Source organism: Pseudomonas sp. TWR2-1-1 (assembly GCF_049897045.1).
Taxonomy (GTDB): domain Bacteria; phylum Pseudomonadota; class Gammaproteobacteria; order Pseudomonadales; family Pseudomonadaceae; genus Aquipseudomonas; species Aquipseudomonas versuta.
On record NZ_JAFCVM010000005.1, the window covers coordinates 187,323 to 203,964 of the forward strand.

General features: G+C 59.0%; 9 protein-coding genes. 6 read left to right on the top strand and 3 right to left on the bottom strand.

Going from position 1 to position 16,642, the window contains the following annotated elements:
• Positions 1-256: 256 nt before the first annotated feature.
• Positions 257-1,159, top strand: coding sequence for an Hsp33 family molecular chaperone HslO (gene hslO, locus ACP7BO_RS14620; RefSeq protein WP_426211114.1), 903 nt, complete (start codon positions 257-259; stop codon positions 1,157-1,159).
• Positions 1,160-1,338: 179 nt separating this feature from the next.
• Positions 1,339-2,880: a phosphoenolpyruvate carboxykinase gene (locus ACP7BO_RS14625; protein ID WP_060696051.1), complete on the top strand. Its 1,542-nt coding sequence runs from the start codon at positions 1,339-1,341 to the stop codon at positions 2,878-2,880.
• Positions 2,881-3,016: 136 nt separating this feature from the next.
• On the opposite strand, the gene ACP7BO_RS14630 is transcribed toward ACP7BO_RS14625, so the two are convergent.
• Positions 3,017-8,077 (bottom strand): RHS repeat-associated core domain-containing protein, encoded by a 5,061-nt coding sequence (locus ACP7BO_RS14630; protein ID WP_426211116.1) that lies wholly within the window; start codon positions 8,075-8,077, stop codon positions 3,017-3,019.
• A 264-nt stretch (positions 8,078-8,341) separates the two neighbouring features.
• Entirely contained in the window at positions 8,342-9,376 is a 1,035-nt protein-coding gene (locus ACP7BO_RS14635) for a S8 family peptidase (protein WP_426211401.1), read from the bottom strand.
• 262 nt (positions 9,377-9,638) lie between these two features.
• On the opposite strand from ACP7BO_RS14635, the gene ACP7BO_RS14640 reads away from it, so the two are divergent.
• A complete protein-coding gene (locus ACP7BO_RS14640; RefSeq protein WP_426211118.1) occupies positions 9,639-11,582 on the top strand; it encodes a RecQ family ATP-dependent DNA helicase in 1,944 nt (647 codons plus the stop codon).
• A gap of 194 nt (positions 11,583-11,776) precedes the next feature.
• On the opposite strand, the gene ACP7BO_RS14645 is transcribed toward ACP7BO_RS14640, so the two are convergent.
• Positions 11,777-13,141: a formimidoylglutamate deiminase gene (locus ACP7BO_RS14645; protein WP_426211120.1), complete on the bottom strand. Its 1,365-nt coding sequence runs from the start codon at positions 13,139-13,141 to the stop codon at positions 11,777-11,779.
• A 146-nt stretch (positions 13,142-13,287) separates the two neighbouring features.
• Between ACP7BO_RS14645 and hutC the strand changes: the two genes are divergently transcribed.
• The 3 genes from hutC to hutU all read left to right on the top strand — a co-directional run bounded on the left by hutC (position 13,288) and on the right by hutU (position 16,634).
• On the top strand, positions 13,288-13,998 hold the full coding sequence (gene hutC, locus ACP7BO_RS14650; RefSeq protein WP_171970595.1) for a histidine utilization repressor: 711 nt from the start codon (positions 13,288-13,290) through the stop codon (positions 13,996-13,998).
• Complete coding sequence (locus ACP7BO_RS14655; protein WP_426211122.1) at positions 13,995-14,573, top strand: HutD/Ves family protein; 579 nt, start codon at positions 13,995-13,997, stop codon at positions 14,571-14,573. Before hutC ends, ACP7BO_RS14655 begins: the two co-directional genes overlap by 4 nt.
• 363 nt (positions 14,574-14,936) lie before the next feature.
• A complete protein-coding gene (gene hutU / locus ACP7BO_RS14660) occupies positions 14,937-16,634 on the top strand; it encodes a urocanate hydratase (protein WP_060696039.1) in 1,698 nt (565 codons plus the stop codon).
• The last annotated feature ends 8 nt before the right edge of the window (positions 16,635-16,642 follow it).

Here is a 16,642-nt window from a genome sequence, read left to right on the forward strand (position 1 = left end):
TACCGTATCTCGACCCCTGCGGCAGCTGGCCTGCCAGCGATTGAATTACCACGGAACCGCGTCGCTGGCATCGCCGGCAAGCCGGCTCCCACAAGGGCTGCCCGGGTATCAATGACTCACCGACCGTGCGTCGTGTCCGGGTAGCCAAGGCTTGTAACTATCCAGGTGTGACGCCATATAGGGCTATTAGCCTTAAATCTGCATGCTGTTTACAGGTGCGAACACATTTAGTAACCACTTTTAGAATCCTATTCCTATGTCCGACTTAAACAAAACCGATGCCACCCAACGCTTCATGTTTGACACCTGCGATGCCCGCGGCGAGCTGGCTTCGCTGGAGCACAGCTACGCCGAAGTATTGGCCAAGCATGCTTATCCATTGCCGGTCCAGCAGTTGTTGGGCGAACTGATGGCGGCGGCTGCGTTGCTGGTGGGCAACCAGAAAATCGATGGTCTTCTGAGCCTGCAAGCGCGCTCCGAAGGTCCGGTGCCGTTGTTGATGATCGAGTGCACCAGCGACCGTGAAATTCGCGGTATTGCCCGTTTTGACGCCGAGCGGATTGCGCCGGATGCGACCCTTGCAGACCTGCTGCCCAACGGCGTATTGGCCATCACTATCGACCCGACCGTTGGCAAACGCTATCAGGGCATCGTGGATCTGAACGGCGACACCCTGGCTGACTGTTTCACCAACTATTTTGTAATGTCCGAGCAAGTGCCGACCCGCTTCTGGCTGGTCGCTGATGGCAAGCGTGCGCGCGGCATGTTCCTGCAGCAACTGCCGGGCGACAAAATTAAAGATGAAGAAGAGCGCGTCGACAGCTGGAACACATTGCTGGCGCTGGGCGACACCCTCAAGGCTGAAGAGTTGTTGGGTCTGGATAACGAAACCATCCTGCATCGTCTTTACCACGAAGAAACCGTGCGCCTGTTTGATGATGAAACGGTTGAGTTCAAATGCAGCTGCTCGCGTGAACGTTCGGGCAATGCATTGACCAGTCTGGGCCTTGAAGATGCGCAAAATCTTGTAGCTGAACATGGCGGCCATATCGAAATTGACTGCCAGTTTTGCAATGAGCGCTACCTGTTTGATGCTGCCGATGTGGATCAATTGTTCTCCGGTGCCGGTGTAAAGTCGCCCTCCGACACTCATCACTAAAACGTTTCAGCCCAGGTGAAACACCTGTCAAACCCCGTTCTTGCGCGGTTCTGACAGGTGGGCCCTACTTTTTTTGGGCATTTCTGGCATAATCCGCCCCACTTTTTTCGCGGTAGTAGTGCAAACTTTTCTACTACAAAACGTTTGGCGCACTCGGCCAATGGCCGACGGGGAACCTCATGACGCAAGCTAATAACGCCGTGTACACCGATCTGAGCATCGACGATCTGGTCAAAGAAGCCCTGAGCCGTGGTGAAGGCGAGCTTGCCGACAATGGTGCACTGGCGGTTACAACTGGCCATCGTACAGGCCGTTCGCCAGCTGACCGCTTCATCGTTGAAGAGCCGACTACTCAGGATGCCATTGCCTGGGGGCCGATCAACCGCAAGTTCCCGGCTGACAAGTTTGATGCTCTGTGGGACCGCGTCGAGGCGTTTAACAACGCGCAAGAACATTTCGTTTCCCACGTTCATGTAGGTGCTTCCGAAGACCACTACCTGGCCGTGAAAATGACCACCCAGACTGCCTGGCAGAACCTGTTCGGTCGTTGCCTGTTCATCAACCCGGCTCAGTACAACCCGGCCGGTCGTGAAGAGTGGCAAGTGCTCAACGTGGCCAACTTCGAATGCGTGCCTGAGCGTGACGGCACCAACTCCGACGGTTGTGTGATCCTCAACTTTGCCCAGAAAAAAGTGTTGATCGCCGGTATGCGTTACGCCGGTGAAATGAAAAAAGCCATGTTCTCGGTACAGAACTTCCTGTTGCCTGCTGCCGACGTACTGCCGATGCACTGCGCCGCCAACATCGGCGAAGCGGGCGACGTGACCCTGTTCTTCGGCCTGTCCGGCACCGGTAAAACCACCTTGTCGGCCGATGAAAGCCGTTACCTGATCGGTGACGACGAACACGGTTGGGGCGAGGGCGTAGTGTTCAACATCGAAGGCGGTTGCTATGCCAAGTGCATCGACCTGTCCGAGAAGAACGAGCCGGTTATCTGGAAAGCCATCAAGCACGGTGCCGTGCTGGAAAACGTTGTACTGGACGATGCCAAGCACCCTGACTACGCCGACGTCAGCCTGACCCAGAACAGCCGTGCCGCCTACCCGCTGGAGCACGTTGCCAAGCGTTCCGAGAAAAACCTGGGCGGCGAGCCAAACGCTGTGATCTTCCTGACCTGCGACCTGACTGGCGTGCTGCCACCGGTTTCGATCCTCAGCGAAGAACAGGCGGCTTACCACTTCCTGTCCGGCTACACCGCATTGGTGGGTTCGACTGAAATGGGTTCGGGCAGCGGCATCAAGTCGACCTTCTCCACCTGCTTCGGTGCGCCATTCTTCCCGCGTCCGGCTGGCGAATACGCAGAGCTGCTGATCAAGCGTATCCGTGGTTTCGGCTCCAAGGTCTACCTGGTTAACACCGGTTGGACCGGCGGCGGTTACGGCGTAGGCAAGCGTTTCAACATCCCGACCACCCGTGGCGTGATTGCAGCGATCCAGAGCGGTGCTCTGATCGGCGCAGAAACCGAGCACCTGGACACCATCAACCTCGACGTGCCATTGGCCGTACCGGGCGTTGACACTGTTCTGCTCAACCCGCGTAACACCTGGGCAGACAAAGCTGCCTACGACGAAGCTGCCAAAGCCTTGGCCGGCCTGTTCGTAGAGAACTTCAAGAAGTTCGACGTCAGCGACGCGATCAAGGCTGCCGGCCCTAAGCTGTAAGCCTGCGGTCAGTAATTTGATCCACGAAAAAGCCGCCTGAAAAGGCGGCTTTTTTGTGCATCGTGTTCCGTCCCGAATAGGGTTCAGATTTTTGCGGGCTATCGGTGAAGTCAGACGGCTGGATACGTTAAAGGCGTCAGAGAATCCGGCAGTTCCATCCTCTGTGCGCTATCTCCCCCCGTTGTGAAAACCACCGAAAATCCGAGTCGAAACTCATGAGCCCCCACCGGAAAGGTTCATCCCCGGCGAGTCTCTGCGCAGCGTAGTCTTCGAAAACCGGACGGTCTATGATCCTTAACTGGCTCGGGTTCTCGATACCCGCTTCACCGATCTGCCAAGGGTAATACTTGGGATGAGTGCCGGAAATGGTCTGCCTTACTTCATTGACATAGTGGGGGTTGGCAATAACCGGATAACCGAATTCCTGTATTTGCCCATTAACCAGACCGGAGGTTCCCCTGAAAGGCAGCTCTAGTGGCACGGGAGCAGTGGATGTCCCCTCTCGATAAACAGAGGCCATGTTGGCTGAGTTGGTTTGCCCTATATTTTGCAAATCACCGCGCGACAAGTGCGGCAAGAAACTCTCTCGGATCGGTGTTTGCTCGAGCATCATGGAAAAGTCCGTATTGCGCATGGGTGGCATCTCGGCTCCCACTCGTTGAGCCCTTCCAGGAAATGCCCTGCCTCCCCCGGGAACACCCCCTGCATGTTGCAGCTTGTACTGCCCGCGGCCCACGCGCATGCCGAATGCTTTGACGTTTTTGGCAGCGGCACTGGCAATCGACGGCGCCGCCGATGCCAGGCCCGTGGCCATGCCCACATAGCCCAGAATCCGCCCGGCGTTTTCATTGCCGCTGGTCAGCAAGACTATGGAGGCGACGTCTGCGGCCAGTGACACCACACTCAGGGTCGCAGTGGTCACCGCCACCATATAGCTGGCGGTCAGGGCTGCGGCAGGCGCCGCCAAAGCACCCAGTGACGCTACGGTGCCGATCATGCCCAGCACGAGCCCCGCTGCCGGTAACAGCCAGTCGGTCCACGCATGGCCCGACGGGTCGATGCGGTTCACCGGGTCGCCGGCGCAGTAGGCATAGCCATTAAGACCGCCTTCCCCGAAAGGGCTGAGGCTGTCACGGCTGTGAAAACGCATCAGCACCGGGTTGTAGATCCGGTAGTCGCCGAGGAAATACCAGCCGGTGTCTTGTTCACGCAAGGCGCCGGCGTAGCCCAGTCGGCTGGCTCCGGTTGTGCTTTGGCCGTAGGCACCGTAGACCGGGGTCTGGATTTGGTCTTTGGCCTCCGTAGTTACTGAACCCTGGGCATCGGTGCCCAGCAGCATGACTTCGCGCACAGCAGAGGCCAGTCGGCTTTCGGCCACCGGAACATTTCCGGCACGGACCCAGCGGGTTTGGGTGCTTTCACCGACCTCGCAGCTGAGGTGGCCGCCGGTGTGGTAGCGCCAACGTGGACCGCCAGCGTCCTCGGTCTTGATGATGTTGCCGCCCGGGCCGTAGTGCCAACGACGCTGGCCTGTGGGCAGTGTTACTCCGATGAGTCGGCCTAGGGCGTCGTAGTGCAGTGGATTGCCGCGCTCGTCGCGCTTGAGATTGCCCAGCGCGTCGTACTCCAGGGTTACCGGTGCCGGGTAATCGGGTCGGCTGTGGCTGATGCTAATCAGCTGGGTAAGGTCGGAAGGGTTGTAGCCGAATACGCTGACATTGTTGGCGCTGCCGTCAGCAAAGACGGTTTCCAGACGTCGAACGTTATCGAGAGCGTCGTACTGGAAGTGTTGTTGGCGGTAGGGTTTGCCGTGGGCGTCTTCTGGTAACGATGGGCCTGTAAGGCGATGGGCAATCATGCGGCCACGAATGTCGTAATCGAAGGTCTCACTGCGTACCAGAACACCGTCACGACTCAGTTCACGTTGGGTGAGCTTGCCGTCTTGGCGCCACTGTTGGGTTTGCACTTCCACCTGCTGCCCGGACGGGGTGCGGGTGTCGGTAGTGCGGCGGGCCGGGCGGCCGAGGCTGTCGTAGCCCAGGGCTACGGTCATGTCACGCGAGCCATCACGGGATTGGGTGCGCTGCTGGTGAATCCGCGACGCCGCATCGTAGGTGACGGTGACAGTAACGTCGGGACCTTGCTGCTGACTCAATCGTCCAAACCCATCGTACTGGCAGCGCTGTTCCGCGCCGTCAGCATCGGTCAGACGCGTGACCTTGCCCGATGGCGTGGTGGTTTGCTGCTGCGAGCGCGGTTGATCACCTTGCCAGGCGTAATCGGCCTTGGTCAGCAAGCCCGACGGGGACCAGTGATCATTCTGTTGCCCCAGATTCCCTTGCGACTCCAGCAAACGGCCACTGAGCGGATCATATTTATTGAACACGCTGATGCCCGGTGCCTGCATCGATAGCAATGCTCCACCCAGTTCCGGCTGACGTTCGGTCAGGACCTGGGTGCCATCGGGCAAGGTCTGGGTATGGGCGTGGATTTGTCCTTCGGCGTATTGCCATTCAGAGACACTCTGGCCGACCTTTTCCCACACCAGTCGGCCCAGACCGTCGTATTGGCGTTCGCCCAATACCACTTCATGGCTGCCCAAAGAAGCATGAGTGATAGAGACCGTGGCCGGTAATTCACCGTCATGCCCTTCGGCATAGGTACGCTTGATCACACTGCCATCGGGCAGCGTGGTCGATACCAGTCGATCCCGCACATCCCATTCCTGCAAGGTCTCGCGGCCCATTGAATCGGACTGGCTGATGCAGCGACCCAGCCCGTCGTAGCTCCAGCTCTGCTCGTGCTGCAGCACGCCGTCGGCGCAATAGAGTTCTTCTTTAAGAGGGCGTCCATCGAGGGTATGGGTAGTCACGGTTTTGGCCCCGGCCACGCCATTGGCGTCGGTTTGCCAGCTGGTTCCGATCAGCGCTACCGGGTCGGCCAGAGTGTGCTGGGTGACGCCGTCCGCCGACGTTTCGGTCAGCACATTGCCCCAGTCGTCAAAGGTTCGTTCGGTGGTCAGGCTCAGGGCCGGAGTGTCTTCGTTACCGGGGTCGCAGCTGATCTCACGAAATACCCGGCCCAACACGTCATATTCGCCGGTCCAGGCGGTATAGGTCTGACCGCTGTCGGTCTGTTTTTCTCGACGAATTTCCCGGCCCATACCATCCAGCCAGACCGTTTCCTTACGCCCGGAAGCGCCGATTCGGGTCTGGCAGCGCTCGTTCGCTGACAACGAATAGGCCCAGTTGACCGCGGCTTCGAAAGCCGAATTCGGGGCGGCGACTTCTTGTACTACACGGCCCAGGGCATCGTGGGCAAAGGCGATGCGCATCTGTTCATCGGTCTGCTCGGTGACCATCAGGCCTGAGTACAGATCCTGTGAGGACTGGGATACAGATGAGTGCCCGTCGTGCCCAGTGACCGTTACGTTTTCCTGCAACACGGCACGTTCAAGAGAGCGGGCGTTAGTGGCCTGAGTGAGGGTGTAGCTGTAGACCCGGGTCGTACTTTTACCCTGAACAGTCTCGGTTTCACTGAGCAGGCGAGCGTGATGGGGCGAGGCCGGATCAACGATAAAGGTCTGGCTGGAATGCACCAGTTCAGTCAGGTTTTCACCTTCCACCAGCAACAAGCGTTCTTCACTGCTCTGGACGAAAGTCGGCAAGGCAAACGCCGGCGCATCCTGCCGTACCGGCAATGATTGATAAAGGTATCGAGTCTGTTTGACCGGGCCCTCAGTGCCGGGTGGCGGGCTTGCGGTGCGACTTTTCAGACGGGTGATGCGACCCAGCGGATCGGCCGGGCAATGGTCGGTCTCACCACTGACCGGGTAGTACTCCGACGCTTCAATGCCACCCAATGCATTGCGGTGCCACACCGGATTGCCCAGCTCGTCATAGCGGGTCTCTTCCTCGGTACCCAATTCACGCAACACCCGCTGCCCGTCCAAATGCGCCTTGCGAGTGATCACCTTGTGCGGGAACTGGAAGTAAGGCACTTGCCGGGCAATGGGCAGCCAGGGTTCGTCGTAATAGGTGGTCTGGGTTTCCTGCATCGTCTGGCCCTGTAACGTGCGTTCGCGGGTCAGCAGATGGAAACGGTTAAAGGTGCGGCTGATGGTCTGCAGAGTCGTACCCCGAGCATCCATCAAGGTTTCGGTAGAGCCATAAAGAAAATCGCCGCCCCCGGTCAGGTGGTAAAGATTGTCCTCACGGTTGCGCCACTGCCGCACTACCGGCCAGCCGAAATAATTGTTGGAACCATAAAGGCCGTAGTCATACCGAACCAACTGCACCGGCTGGCCGTCGCCCGGATCCTTGCGGGTCTGGCTGACTACCGGCATTCGTGGGAACGGTGCACCCGCAGGCAGGTATAAACCGTTGGCCTCGCTGTAAGTCACTTCCTCGGTGCTACCGGTGGGCTGGGTGCATTTGCTCAACAGCAACAACCCCGAGCTCGCGGTGCTGTAGTCAAATTGCCAACCATTGTCGGGAAGCCCGTCCACCGTCACCCGGCGCAACTGCCCGGAGATGCGCTGAAAAGTCATCACCATCTGCGAGGGGGTATCCGGCTGCAGGGTCAGATGGGTTTGCTGACCCTCGTAGGCCAACGCCACCACGGTTCGACCCTGGGCATCGCTGACCTTTTGCAAGTAAGCGGCGTTACCGATGGAGCGCCAGTCAAAACTCAGGGCACTGCCATCGGCCCCCACCAGGGTGCTGACCACCCAAAGGCTCGGATGCCCGGCCAATGGAATCAGGCGCTCGGAGGTACCGTCGTTATGCCGCACCCACATCTCCTGACGCTGCACCGTGACCGTCACCACCGGCAAGCGAACGTCCGGGAAGCGCATGCTCTGACCAACAATCTCCCCACGAAAACGCTCGCCGGAATTGAGCTGCAACTGCTGACTGGCCCCGTCCCAGGACGTGGTGCCGAGCATCCAGCCCAGACCAAAGCCCTGGTCTTCAGTCATCAAGGGGCTGTAGCCCAGGCGCAATTGGCTGATCGGGCCGCGTAAATCGTTGGCGGCCCCGGTAGGCAGAGTTATCGAGGCCGAAAACATGCCGGTGCGTGGATCGACCCCGGCACTGATGCTGCTCATGAAGTTGTAGGCGCCGGAAAATACGTCGCCGGTGCTTAGCAAGCTGGCGGCGGATTGGGTGTCGGGAATGTGCTCAGAAGGGTCAGTCATGTTTGCTACTCCTTGGCTCGCTGCAAAGGGGTAGCAAAATAGAGTCGCTGGCTTGAGGCTAACAATGAGCCTGTGTTGTAGGCGGTGTTGTGACAAAAAAAGCCCTGTCGAACCTGTGGATGGCACGTCGACATTTGTTGGCAAACGCAGGGGAGGTGCGCGTGTAATGCAGAAGTGGCCGCTGCAAAGCACTTTACAGCGGCCGACAGGACTGAAAAATCAAAAGGATGGATCAAATTTCGACGTGAGCCGTTGTCTTCACTACTAATGGTCCGGGCGCGAAGCTGCCTCCAGATCCATCAAGCCTTGGCCGTAGGCCTCACTGTTGGCATAGATGCCGCTGCGATTGGCAGTGCTGAGCAAGCGCTCGCGCAACTGTTGTGCAGTCATCTGCGGGTAACGGCTTTGCAGGGCTGCCAAGGCACCACTGACCAGTGCCGCGGCAGGTGAGGTTCCTATGGTCGGTCCATAGCTGCCGTCCTGCTGTGTGGTGAGCAAGCCATCCCCGCTGTCGCCCCCGGGTAACGCAATACACCAGCGTGCCGCCAGGCCGCAGTAGTTGGACTTCTGGTTGATGGCGGTGCCGTCGCTCTTGAGGGCCATGACAGCAATCCAGCCCTGTTCCAGTTCTGGAAACAGGGCTGGCAGGCCCGGCTCGGCAAGGGGTTCACGTTTGACTTCATTGCCGGTGGAAAATACGAAAACGGCACCGTCCGCTACCAGCTTTTTGGCAGCCTCCAGCGAGTCGCCCATCAAGCGTTCATAAATAATGGGTTCATTGGTGTTGGCTTCTATCGGGTTGGCCCATGAGTTGCTGATTATCCGTGCGCCCTTGTCATAACTGAGTTGCCACGCCTGAGCGATTTCAGAGTCGAAGTAGAACGGCTCCTTGTCGTCGCCAAAGCGCATAGGGATCAGTTGGGCGTTGAAGGCCATGCCATGCATGCCTTTTTCGTCTTTGTTGGCGGCCAGAATGCCCGCCATTTGGGTCCCGTGACCCTTGATGTCGAGGGTGCCGGGGCGCTTGAGTACGAAGTCATGACCGGGGTCGGCGATGCGCCCCTGGAACTCGGGAAGGGTGTCGTTAATGCCCGAATCAATCAGGGCAACCTTGACGTTCTGGCCGGTGCCGCCCCGGGCATAGAGCGTCGAGGCTTTAACCACCGCAAGAGCTTTTTGGGCACGGTATTCGGTTGTTTCAAACGGGCTTGTATCGAGTTCCCTGGCTGGAGGAGCCCCCGCTGTGGCGCAGCCCAGAAGCAGCGCGGGGAGGAGCAGCAGGGTGGTGCGTTGCAGCATGGAACAGGATTGTTTAAACGGAGGTTTGGGTAGCGCTTGAGGCATGTGAAGGTCCATCGTTGTTAAATATCCAGGGGCAGCTGATCCGTCGCGACAGTGCGAGCGGTAGTGCCGGTCAAGCGTGTTAATGTCTGCGGTTTTGTTTGGGTGTGCAGGTTTTCTCTGTATCAATTTGTGGCGTTAAACCTGCTGCCTTTTTTCGATCGTCTGCAAAGTCCGCGTTAGTGTTTTGCGCTTTGCGACGGTCAATGGAGTGACAGTGATGCACAACACCCTGGAACAGGTTTTCGGTTATCCACAGTTTCGTGCCGGGCAAGAGGCGGCGATCAGTGCCGTGCTGGCCGGGCGTTCGGCGGCCGCGATTTTCCCGACGGGGTCGGGCAAGTCGCTGTGCTACCAGCTTCCCGCCTTGTTGTTGCCGCACCTGACGCTGGTGGTATCGCCCCTGCTGGCGCTGATGCAGGACCAGCTGGCGTTTTTGCAACGCCATGGCATTGCAGCCGCCAGCATTGACTCGGCGCAGAGCCGTGATGACGCCAGCGCCGTCATGGCCCGGGCCAAAGCGGGTGAATTGAAAATCCTGATGATTTCGGTGGAGCGCCTGAAGAACGAGCGTTTTCGAAACTTTTTGCAGCAGGTGCCGATTTCATTGCTGGTGGTGGACGAGGCGCACTGTATTTCCGAGTGGGGGCATAACTTCCGACCGGACTACCTGAAGCTCCCGGACTACCAGCGCCAGTTCAACATCCCGCAAGCCTTGCTGCTCACAGCAACGGCCACGCCCAACGTGATTGCCGACATGCAGGCCAAATTTGCGATTGCCGAGGAGGATGTCATCACCACCGGCTTCTATCGCGCCAACCTCAACCTGTGGGTCGAGCCGGTCACCGGGGCCGCCAAGCGCCAGCGCCTGGTGCAATGGATGGGCGAACGCATCGGCCAGCCGAGCATTGTGTATGTCACCTTGCAAAAGACCGCCGAGCAGATCGCCGCGCATCTGAACCAGAACGGGATCAGCGCCAACGCTTATCACGCCGGTTTGCCCCACGATCAGCGTGAGGGCATTCAGCGTCAGTTCATGGGCGGGCAATTGAATTGCATCGTGGCCACCATTGCCTTTGGCATGGGCATCGATAAAAGCGACATTCGTAACGTGGTGCACTTCGACTTGCCCAAGTCGATCGAAAACTACAGCCAGGAAATCGGTCGTGCCGGGCGCGATGGCCAGCCATCGGATTGTCTGGTCCTGGCCAATCGCGACAGTCTCAACGTGCTGGAAAATTTTGTGTACGGCGACACACCCGAGTTGCAGGGCATTCGCTGTGTGCTGGAAGAGCTGCGTGCCTCCATCCCTGAAGGGCAGTGGGAATTCTTGCTGGGGCCTTTGGCCGATCAGAGCAATATCCGTCAGCTACCGCTCAAGACCCTGCTGGTGCAACTGGAATTGCGTGGCCTGATTGCACCGCGCTATGCCTATTTCGCCGAGTATCGATTCAAGTTCCTGATTGAGCCCGATGCACTGCTGGCCAGATTCGAGGGCGAGCGCCAGCAGTTTGTGTCGGCCATTATCCAGACCTCCAGTCGCGCCCGGACCTGGGCCACGGTCAATTTCGACATGCTGTACAGCCAGCATCGGGCCGACCGTAACCGGGTGGTCAAAGCGCTGGATTACTTTCAGGAAAAAGGCTGGATCGAGCTTGAAAGCAAGCAGATGACCGAGGTCTACAGCCTGCTGGTGACAGATTTCGATGCCGAGGCGCTGAGCCTGGAATTGCATGAATATTTCACGGCCCATGAGCGCGGCGAGATCGTGCGCATTCACGCCATGCTGGCATTGTTCGCCAGCGACACCTGCCTGAGTTATCGCCTGGCGCATTACTTCGGCGACGAACAGGCGCCACATCAGTGCGGGCATTGTTCGGTGTGTGCCGGGCAGGTTGCGCACTTGCCTGAGCCTCCCAAGTTGTCGCCGCTTGTGGATAAAAACTTCGAAGCTCTGTGTAGTGCTTTTATCCACAGGCACCAGGAATTCACCGCAAGTTATCCCCCGCCGGAACGCCTGACCCGGTTTTTATGCGGGATCAGCGTGCCGTTGTTTACCAAGATGAAAGCGCGGGCGATTCCGGGGTTTGCGGCGTTGGAAAACTACCCCTATGCCGAAGTACGGGAATGGGCCGCGCAACATCAAGGCGTCGGATCACTGTAGGAGCGAGCTTTTAACCGCTCGCGAGGCAAGCTCGCTCCTACAGAATGTGGGTCAGTCCAAGAGCTTGCGTAATACCCGGGTAAAGTCGCGGCAACTAACAACCAGCGATCTCCGGGCGCTGGATCACTGTAGGAGCGAGCTTGCCTCGCGAGCTTTTAACCGCTCGCGAGCAAGCTCGCTCCTACGGATGTGGTTCAGTCCAAGAGCTCGCGTAATACCCGGGTGAAGTCGCGGCAACTGGCTTCTTCATCGGCATGATGGCCGTTACGGACCACCCACTGGCCATTCACCAGTACGTCGCGCACCTGACGGTCACCACCGGCAAACAACCAGCGGTTGAGAATGGCGTCGTCCCGGGCAGTGGCCAGGTAGGGGTCATTGCCGTCGAGCACCAGCCAGTCGGCGCGCTGGCCTACGGCCAGACCTGCAACCGGCTGGCCCATCGCCTGTGCGCCACCTGCGAGGGCCGCGTCGTACAAGGTGCGCCCGACCATGGGCTGATCAGCGCGATACAGCCGGTTGCGGCGCTGGTCACGCAAACGCTGGCTGTATTCCAGCCAGCGCAATTCTTCGACCACGCTCAATGACACATGACTGTCCGAGCCAATCCCCAGGCGCCCGCCCCGGGCAAGGTAGTCCACCGCCGGAAAAATACCGTCACCCAGATTGGCTTCAGTGGTCAGGCACAGACCTGCCACGGCTTTGCTTTGTGCCATCCGGCCCACTTCATCAGCATCGGCGTGGGTGGCATGGACCAGGCACCAGCGCTGATCAACCTCTACGTTGTCATACAGCCACTGGATAGGGCGTTTGCCGCTCCAGACCAGGCAGTCGTCGACTTCCTTTTGCTGCTCGGCGATATGGATATGCACCGGGCAGGTCTTGTCGCTGGCAGCCAGCACTTCGTGGATCTGTTCGGGGGTTACGGCACGTAACGAGTGAAAACACAGGCCCAAAGCCTGTGCCGGTTGTTGCGCCAGCAGCGGTTTTAACTGTTGCTGCAGCTTCAGGTACTGCTCGGTACTGTTGATAAAACGGCGCTGCCCGTCATTGGGCGCCTGGCCGCCAAAACCGGCGTGGCTGTACAGCACGGGGAGCAGGGTCAGGCCAATACCGGTCGAACGTGCCGCTTCGCTGATGCGCAGCGCCAGCTCTGCCGGATTGGCATAGGGCTGGCCGGCGAGGTCGTGGTGCACGTAATGAAACTCGGCGACCGAGGTGTAGCCGGCCTTGAGCATTTCGATATACAGCTGGCGGGCAATGACGCCGAGCTGCTCGGGGCTGATTTTGCCGACCAGCCGATACATCAGGTCGCGCCACGTCCAGAAGCTGTCATCAGGATTGCCCGCCACTTCGGCCAGCCCGGCCATGGCACGCTGGAACGCGTGAGAGTGCAGGTTCGGCATGCCCGGCAACAGCGGGCCGCTCAAGCGTTCGGCGTCTTGCGCGTCGGCATTGGCCCGCATGCTGGTCAGGCGGCCATCGGCACCTACCTCGATTCGGACATTGGCAGCCCAGCCTGTGGGTAACAGCGCACGCTCGGCAAAGAAGACGGACATTGGTTCGGCATCCCATGGTTTGTTATTTGTATATACATATACAGACGTTTGCCTGCTCGGTAAACTCCGGCAATCTAACCCCCCTAACTCATAAACAAGGATTGCCTGTGTCGACTCCGCCTGTCGTGTCCCCGCTGGCCGCCCACATGGGCGATAGTCCGGCCCCGCTATACGCCCGTGTTAAGCAGATGATCACTCAGCAAATCCAGAGTGGTAACTGGCCTGCCCATTACCGCGTGCCTTCTGAAAGCGAGCTGGTCAGCCAGTTGGGCTTTAGCCGTATGACCATCAACCGTGCGCTGCGTGAAATGACCGCCGACGGCTTGCTGGTGCGCATGCAAGGTGTCGGCACCTTTGTGGCCGAGCCCAAAACCCAGTCGGCCTTGTTTGAAGTGAATAACATTGCCGATGAAATCGCTGCTCGCGGGCATAAGCATTCGTGCAAGGTCATCAGCCTGGGTGAAGAGCTCGCCGGTTCAGAGCGCGCCGCCGTACTCGACATGCGCGAAGGGCAGAAGGTGTTTCACTCATTGATCGTGCATTACGAAAACGAAATTGCCGTGCAAATTGAGGACCGTTTCGTAAATGCCCAGGTGGCGCCGGATTACTTGAAGCAAGACTTCACGTTGCAAACGCCCTACGCCTATCTGTCCCAGGTCGCCCCCCTGACCGAGGGCGAGCACATAGTCGAAGCGATTCTGGCTGATCCCAAAGAGTGCCAATTGCTGCAAATCGAGCCCGGCGAGCCGTGCCTGCTGATCCGCCGCCGTACCTGGTCGGGCCGTCAGCCTGTTACCGCCGCCCGGTTGATCCACCCCGGTTCCCGCCATCGCCTGGAAGGACGCTTCAGTAAATGAATGAGTTGAACGTATTACGCGCTGTTGATTACCCGCGCATGCCGTGGAAAAACGGCGGCGGCAGCACCGAAGAAATTACCCGTGACGCAGGCGAAGGCCTTGAAGGCTTTGGCTGGCGCCTGTCCATTGCGGATATCGGTGAGTCGGGCGGGTTTTCCCGTTTCGACGGCTACCAGCGGATTATCAGCGTGCTGCAAGGTGCAGGCATGAGCCTGCAGGTCGATGGCGCGAGTACCCGGGCATTGTTACCGTTCGATGCCTACGCGTTCAAAGGTCAAAGCACGGTCAGCTGTACCTTGATTGACGGGCCAATCCGCGACTTCAATCTGATCTATGCGCCTGATCGCTACACCGCCCGTCTGCAATGGCTGCAAGCGACAACACCGCTGCGTTTCTTCAGCTCGGCCCGGACCCTGCTGGTTTTCGGTGCTGATGAGCACGTCAGTGTCTGCGTGGGTAACACTCGCCACGAACAGCTTGGGCGTTATGACTGTCTTCAGCTCAACGACAATAGTGAGTTGCTGGAAATCACTGTGACCGGTCGCTGCTGCGTGATTGAGTTGTGCGGGATCTAACCCGCTACCTGTAGGAGCGAGCTAGCTCGCGAGCTTTTGGTGGCCGCATTTAAGAGCTCGCGAGCAAGCTCGCTCCTACAGGGTTAAGGTTATTGCTGCGCCCCATCTTGTTACCGAACGCCCCAAAAAGACGCAAAACCCCGCTCCAGTAACATCCCTTCGCTTTACCTCTCACCCCTTCCAAAAAAATCCTTCATGTCTCATGGCCTTGATTTTCAAGCCTTGCAGCGGCGTGCGCTTAAATTTCACGGGCTGATAGCTCACCTTGGCCGCTTACTTGCATATGCTTGTATGTACAAGTACATAAGTGTGCGTCGGCCCTCTTGTCCCCCGACGCATCTGCCCATCGCTGAGGAGTTACCCGTGACTTCAACTACCCCTAAATCGCCTGCTGCGTTCACCCGTCATCGTGAGGGTGAAATCCGCGCTGCCCGTGGTACCCAGCTCACTGCTAAAAGCTGGATGACTGAAGCGCCGCTGCGGATGTTGATGAACAACCTCGACCCGCAAGTGGCCGAGAACCCGACCGAGCTGGTGGTGTATGGCGGTATTGGGCGGGCAGCGCGTAACTGGGAGTGCTACGACAAAATCGTCGAAAGCCTGACCAACCTCAATGACGATGAAACCTTGCTGGTGCAATCGGGCAAGCCGGTCGGCGTGTTCAAGACCCACAGCAACGCGCCGCGGGTACTGATCGCCAACTCCAACCTGGTACCGCACTGGGCCACCTGGGAACACTTCAACGAACTCGACGCCAAAGGCCTGGCCATGTACGGCCAGATGACCGCCGGCAGCTGGATCTACATCGGCAGCCAGGGCATCGTTCAGGGCACCTACGAGACCTTCGTCGAGGCCGGTCGCCAGCATTACAACGGCAGCCTCAAAGGCAAGTGGGTATTGACCGCAGGCCTGGGCGGCATGGGCGGGGCGCAGCCACTGGCCGCTACCCTGGCCGGCGCCTGCTCGTTGAACATCGAGTGCCAGCAAAGCCGCATCGACTTCCGTCTGGCCACGCGCTATGTCGACGAGCAAGCCGCCGATCTGGATGACGCACTGGCCCGTATCGCGAAATACACCGCTGAAGGCAAGGCCATCTCCATCGCCCTGTGCGGCAACGCTGCCGAACTGCTGCCGGAAATGGTCCGTCGTGGTGTGCGCCCGGACATGGTCACCGACCAGACCAGCGCCCACGACCCGCTCAACGGTTACCTGCCAAAAGGCTGGACCTGGGAGCAGTACCGCGACCGCGCCGTGACCGATCCGGCTGCCGTGGTCAAAGCCGCCAAGGCTTCGATGGGCGAACATGTTGAAGCCATGCTGGCGTTCCAGAAGGCCGGCATTCCAACCTTCGACTACGGCAACAACATCCGTCAGATGGCCAAAGAAGTCGGCGTCGAAAACGCCTTCGACTTCCCGGGTTTCGTGCCGGCGTACATCCGCCCATTGTTCTGCCGCGGTGTAGGCCCGTTCCGTTGGGTTGCTCTGTCGGGCGATCCTGAAGACATCTACAAAACCGATGCCAAGGTCAAAGAACTGATCGCTGACGATGCCCACCTGCATAACTGGCTGGACATGGCGCGCGAACGCATCAGCTTCCAGGGTCTGCCGGCACGTATCTGCTGGGTCGGCCTGGGTCAGCGCGCCAAGCTGGGTCTGGCGTTCAACGAAATGGTGCGTAGCGGCGAGTTGAAAGCGCCGATCGTGATCGGTCGCGATCACCTGGACTCCGGTTCGGTATCAAGCCCGAACCGCGAAACCGAATCGATGAAAGATGGTTCGGATGCCGTATCCGACTGGCCACTGCTCAACGCCTTGCTCAACACCGCCAGCGGCGCGACCTGGGTGTCCTTGCACCACGGCGGCGGCGTAGGCATGGGCTTCTCGCAGCACTCGGGGATGGTGATTGTGTGTGACGGCACCGACGAAGCGGCCGAACGCATTGCCCGCGTGTTGCATAACGACCCGGCCACCGGCGTGATGCGCCATGCCGATGCCGGCTACGACATCGCCATCGACTGCGCCAATGAACAAGGCCTTAACTTGCCGATGATTAACGGCTAACCCGGCTG

What these genes read in the sequence shown, in the direction of transcription:
- hslO (WP_426211114.1), top strand. Translation starts at nt 257, where the DNA reads ATGTCCGACTTAAACAAAACCGATGCCACCCAACGCTTCATGTTTGAC.
- ACP7BO_RS14625 (WP_060696051.1), top strand. Translation starts at nt 1,339, where the DNA reads ATGACGCAAGCTAATAACGCCGTGTACACCGATCTGAGCATCGACGAT.
- ACP7BO_RS14630 (WP_426211116.1), bottom strand. Translation starts at nt 8,077, where the DNA reads ATGACTGACCCTTCTGAGCACATTCCCGACACCCAATCCGCCGCCAGC.
- ACP7BO_RS14635 (WP_426211401.1), bottom strand. Translation starts at nt 9,376, where the DNA reads ATGCTGCAACGCACCACCCTGCTGCTCCTCCCCGCGCTGCTTCTGGGC.
- ACP7BO_RS14640 (WP_426211118.1), top strand. Translation starts at nt 9,639, where the DNA reads ATGCACAACACCCTGGAACAGGTTTTCGGTTATCCACAGTTTCGTGCC.
- ACP7BO_RS14645 (WP_426211120.1), bottom strand. Translation starts at nt 13,141, where the DNA reads ATGTCCGTCTTCTTTGCCGAGCGTGCGCTGTTACCCACAGGCTGGGCT.
- hutC (WP_171970595.1), top strand. Translation starts at nt 13,288, where the DNA reads ATGGGCGATAGTCCGGCCCCGCTATACGCCCGTGTTAAGCAGATGATC.
- ACP7BO_RS14655 (WP_426211122.1), top strand. Translation starts at nt 13,995, where the DNA reads ATGAATGAGTTGAACGTATTACGCGCTGTTGATTACCCGCGCATGCCG.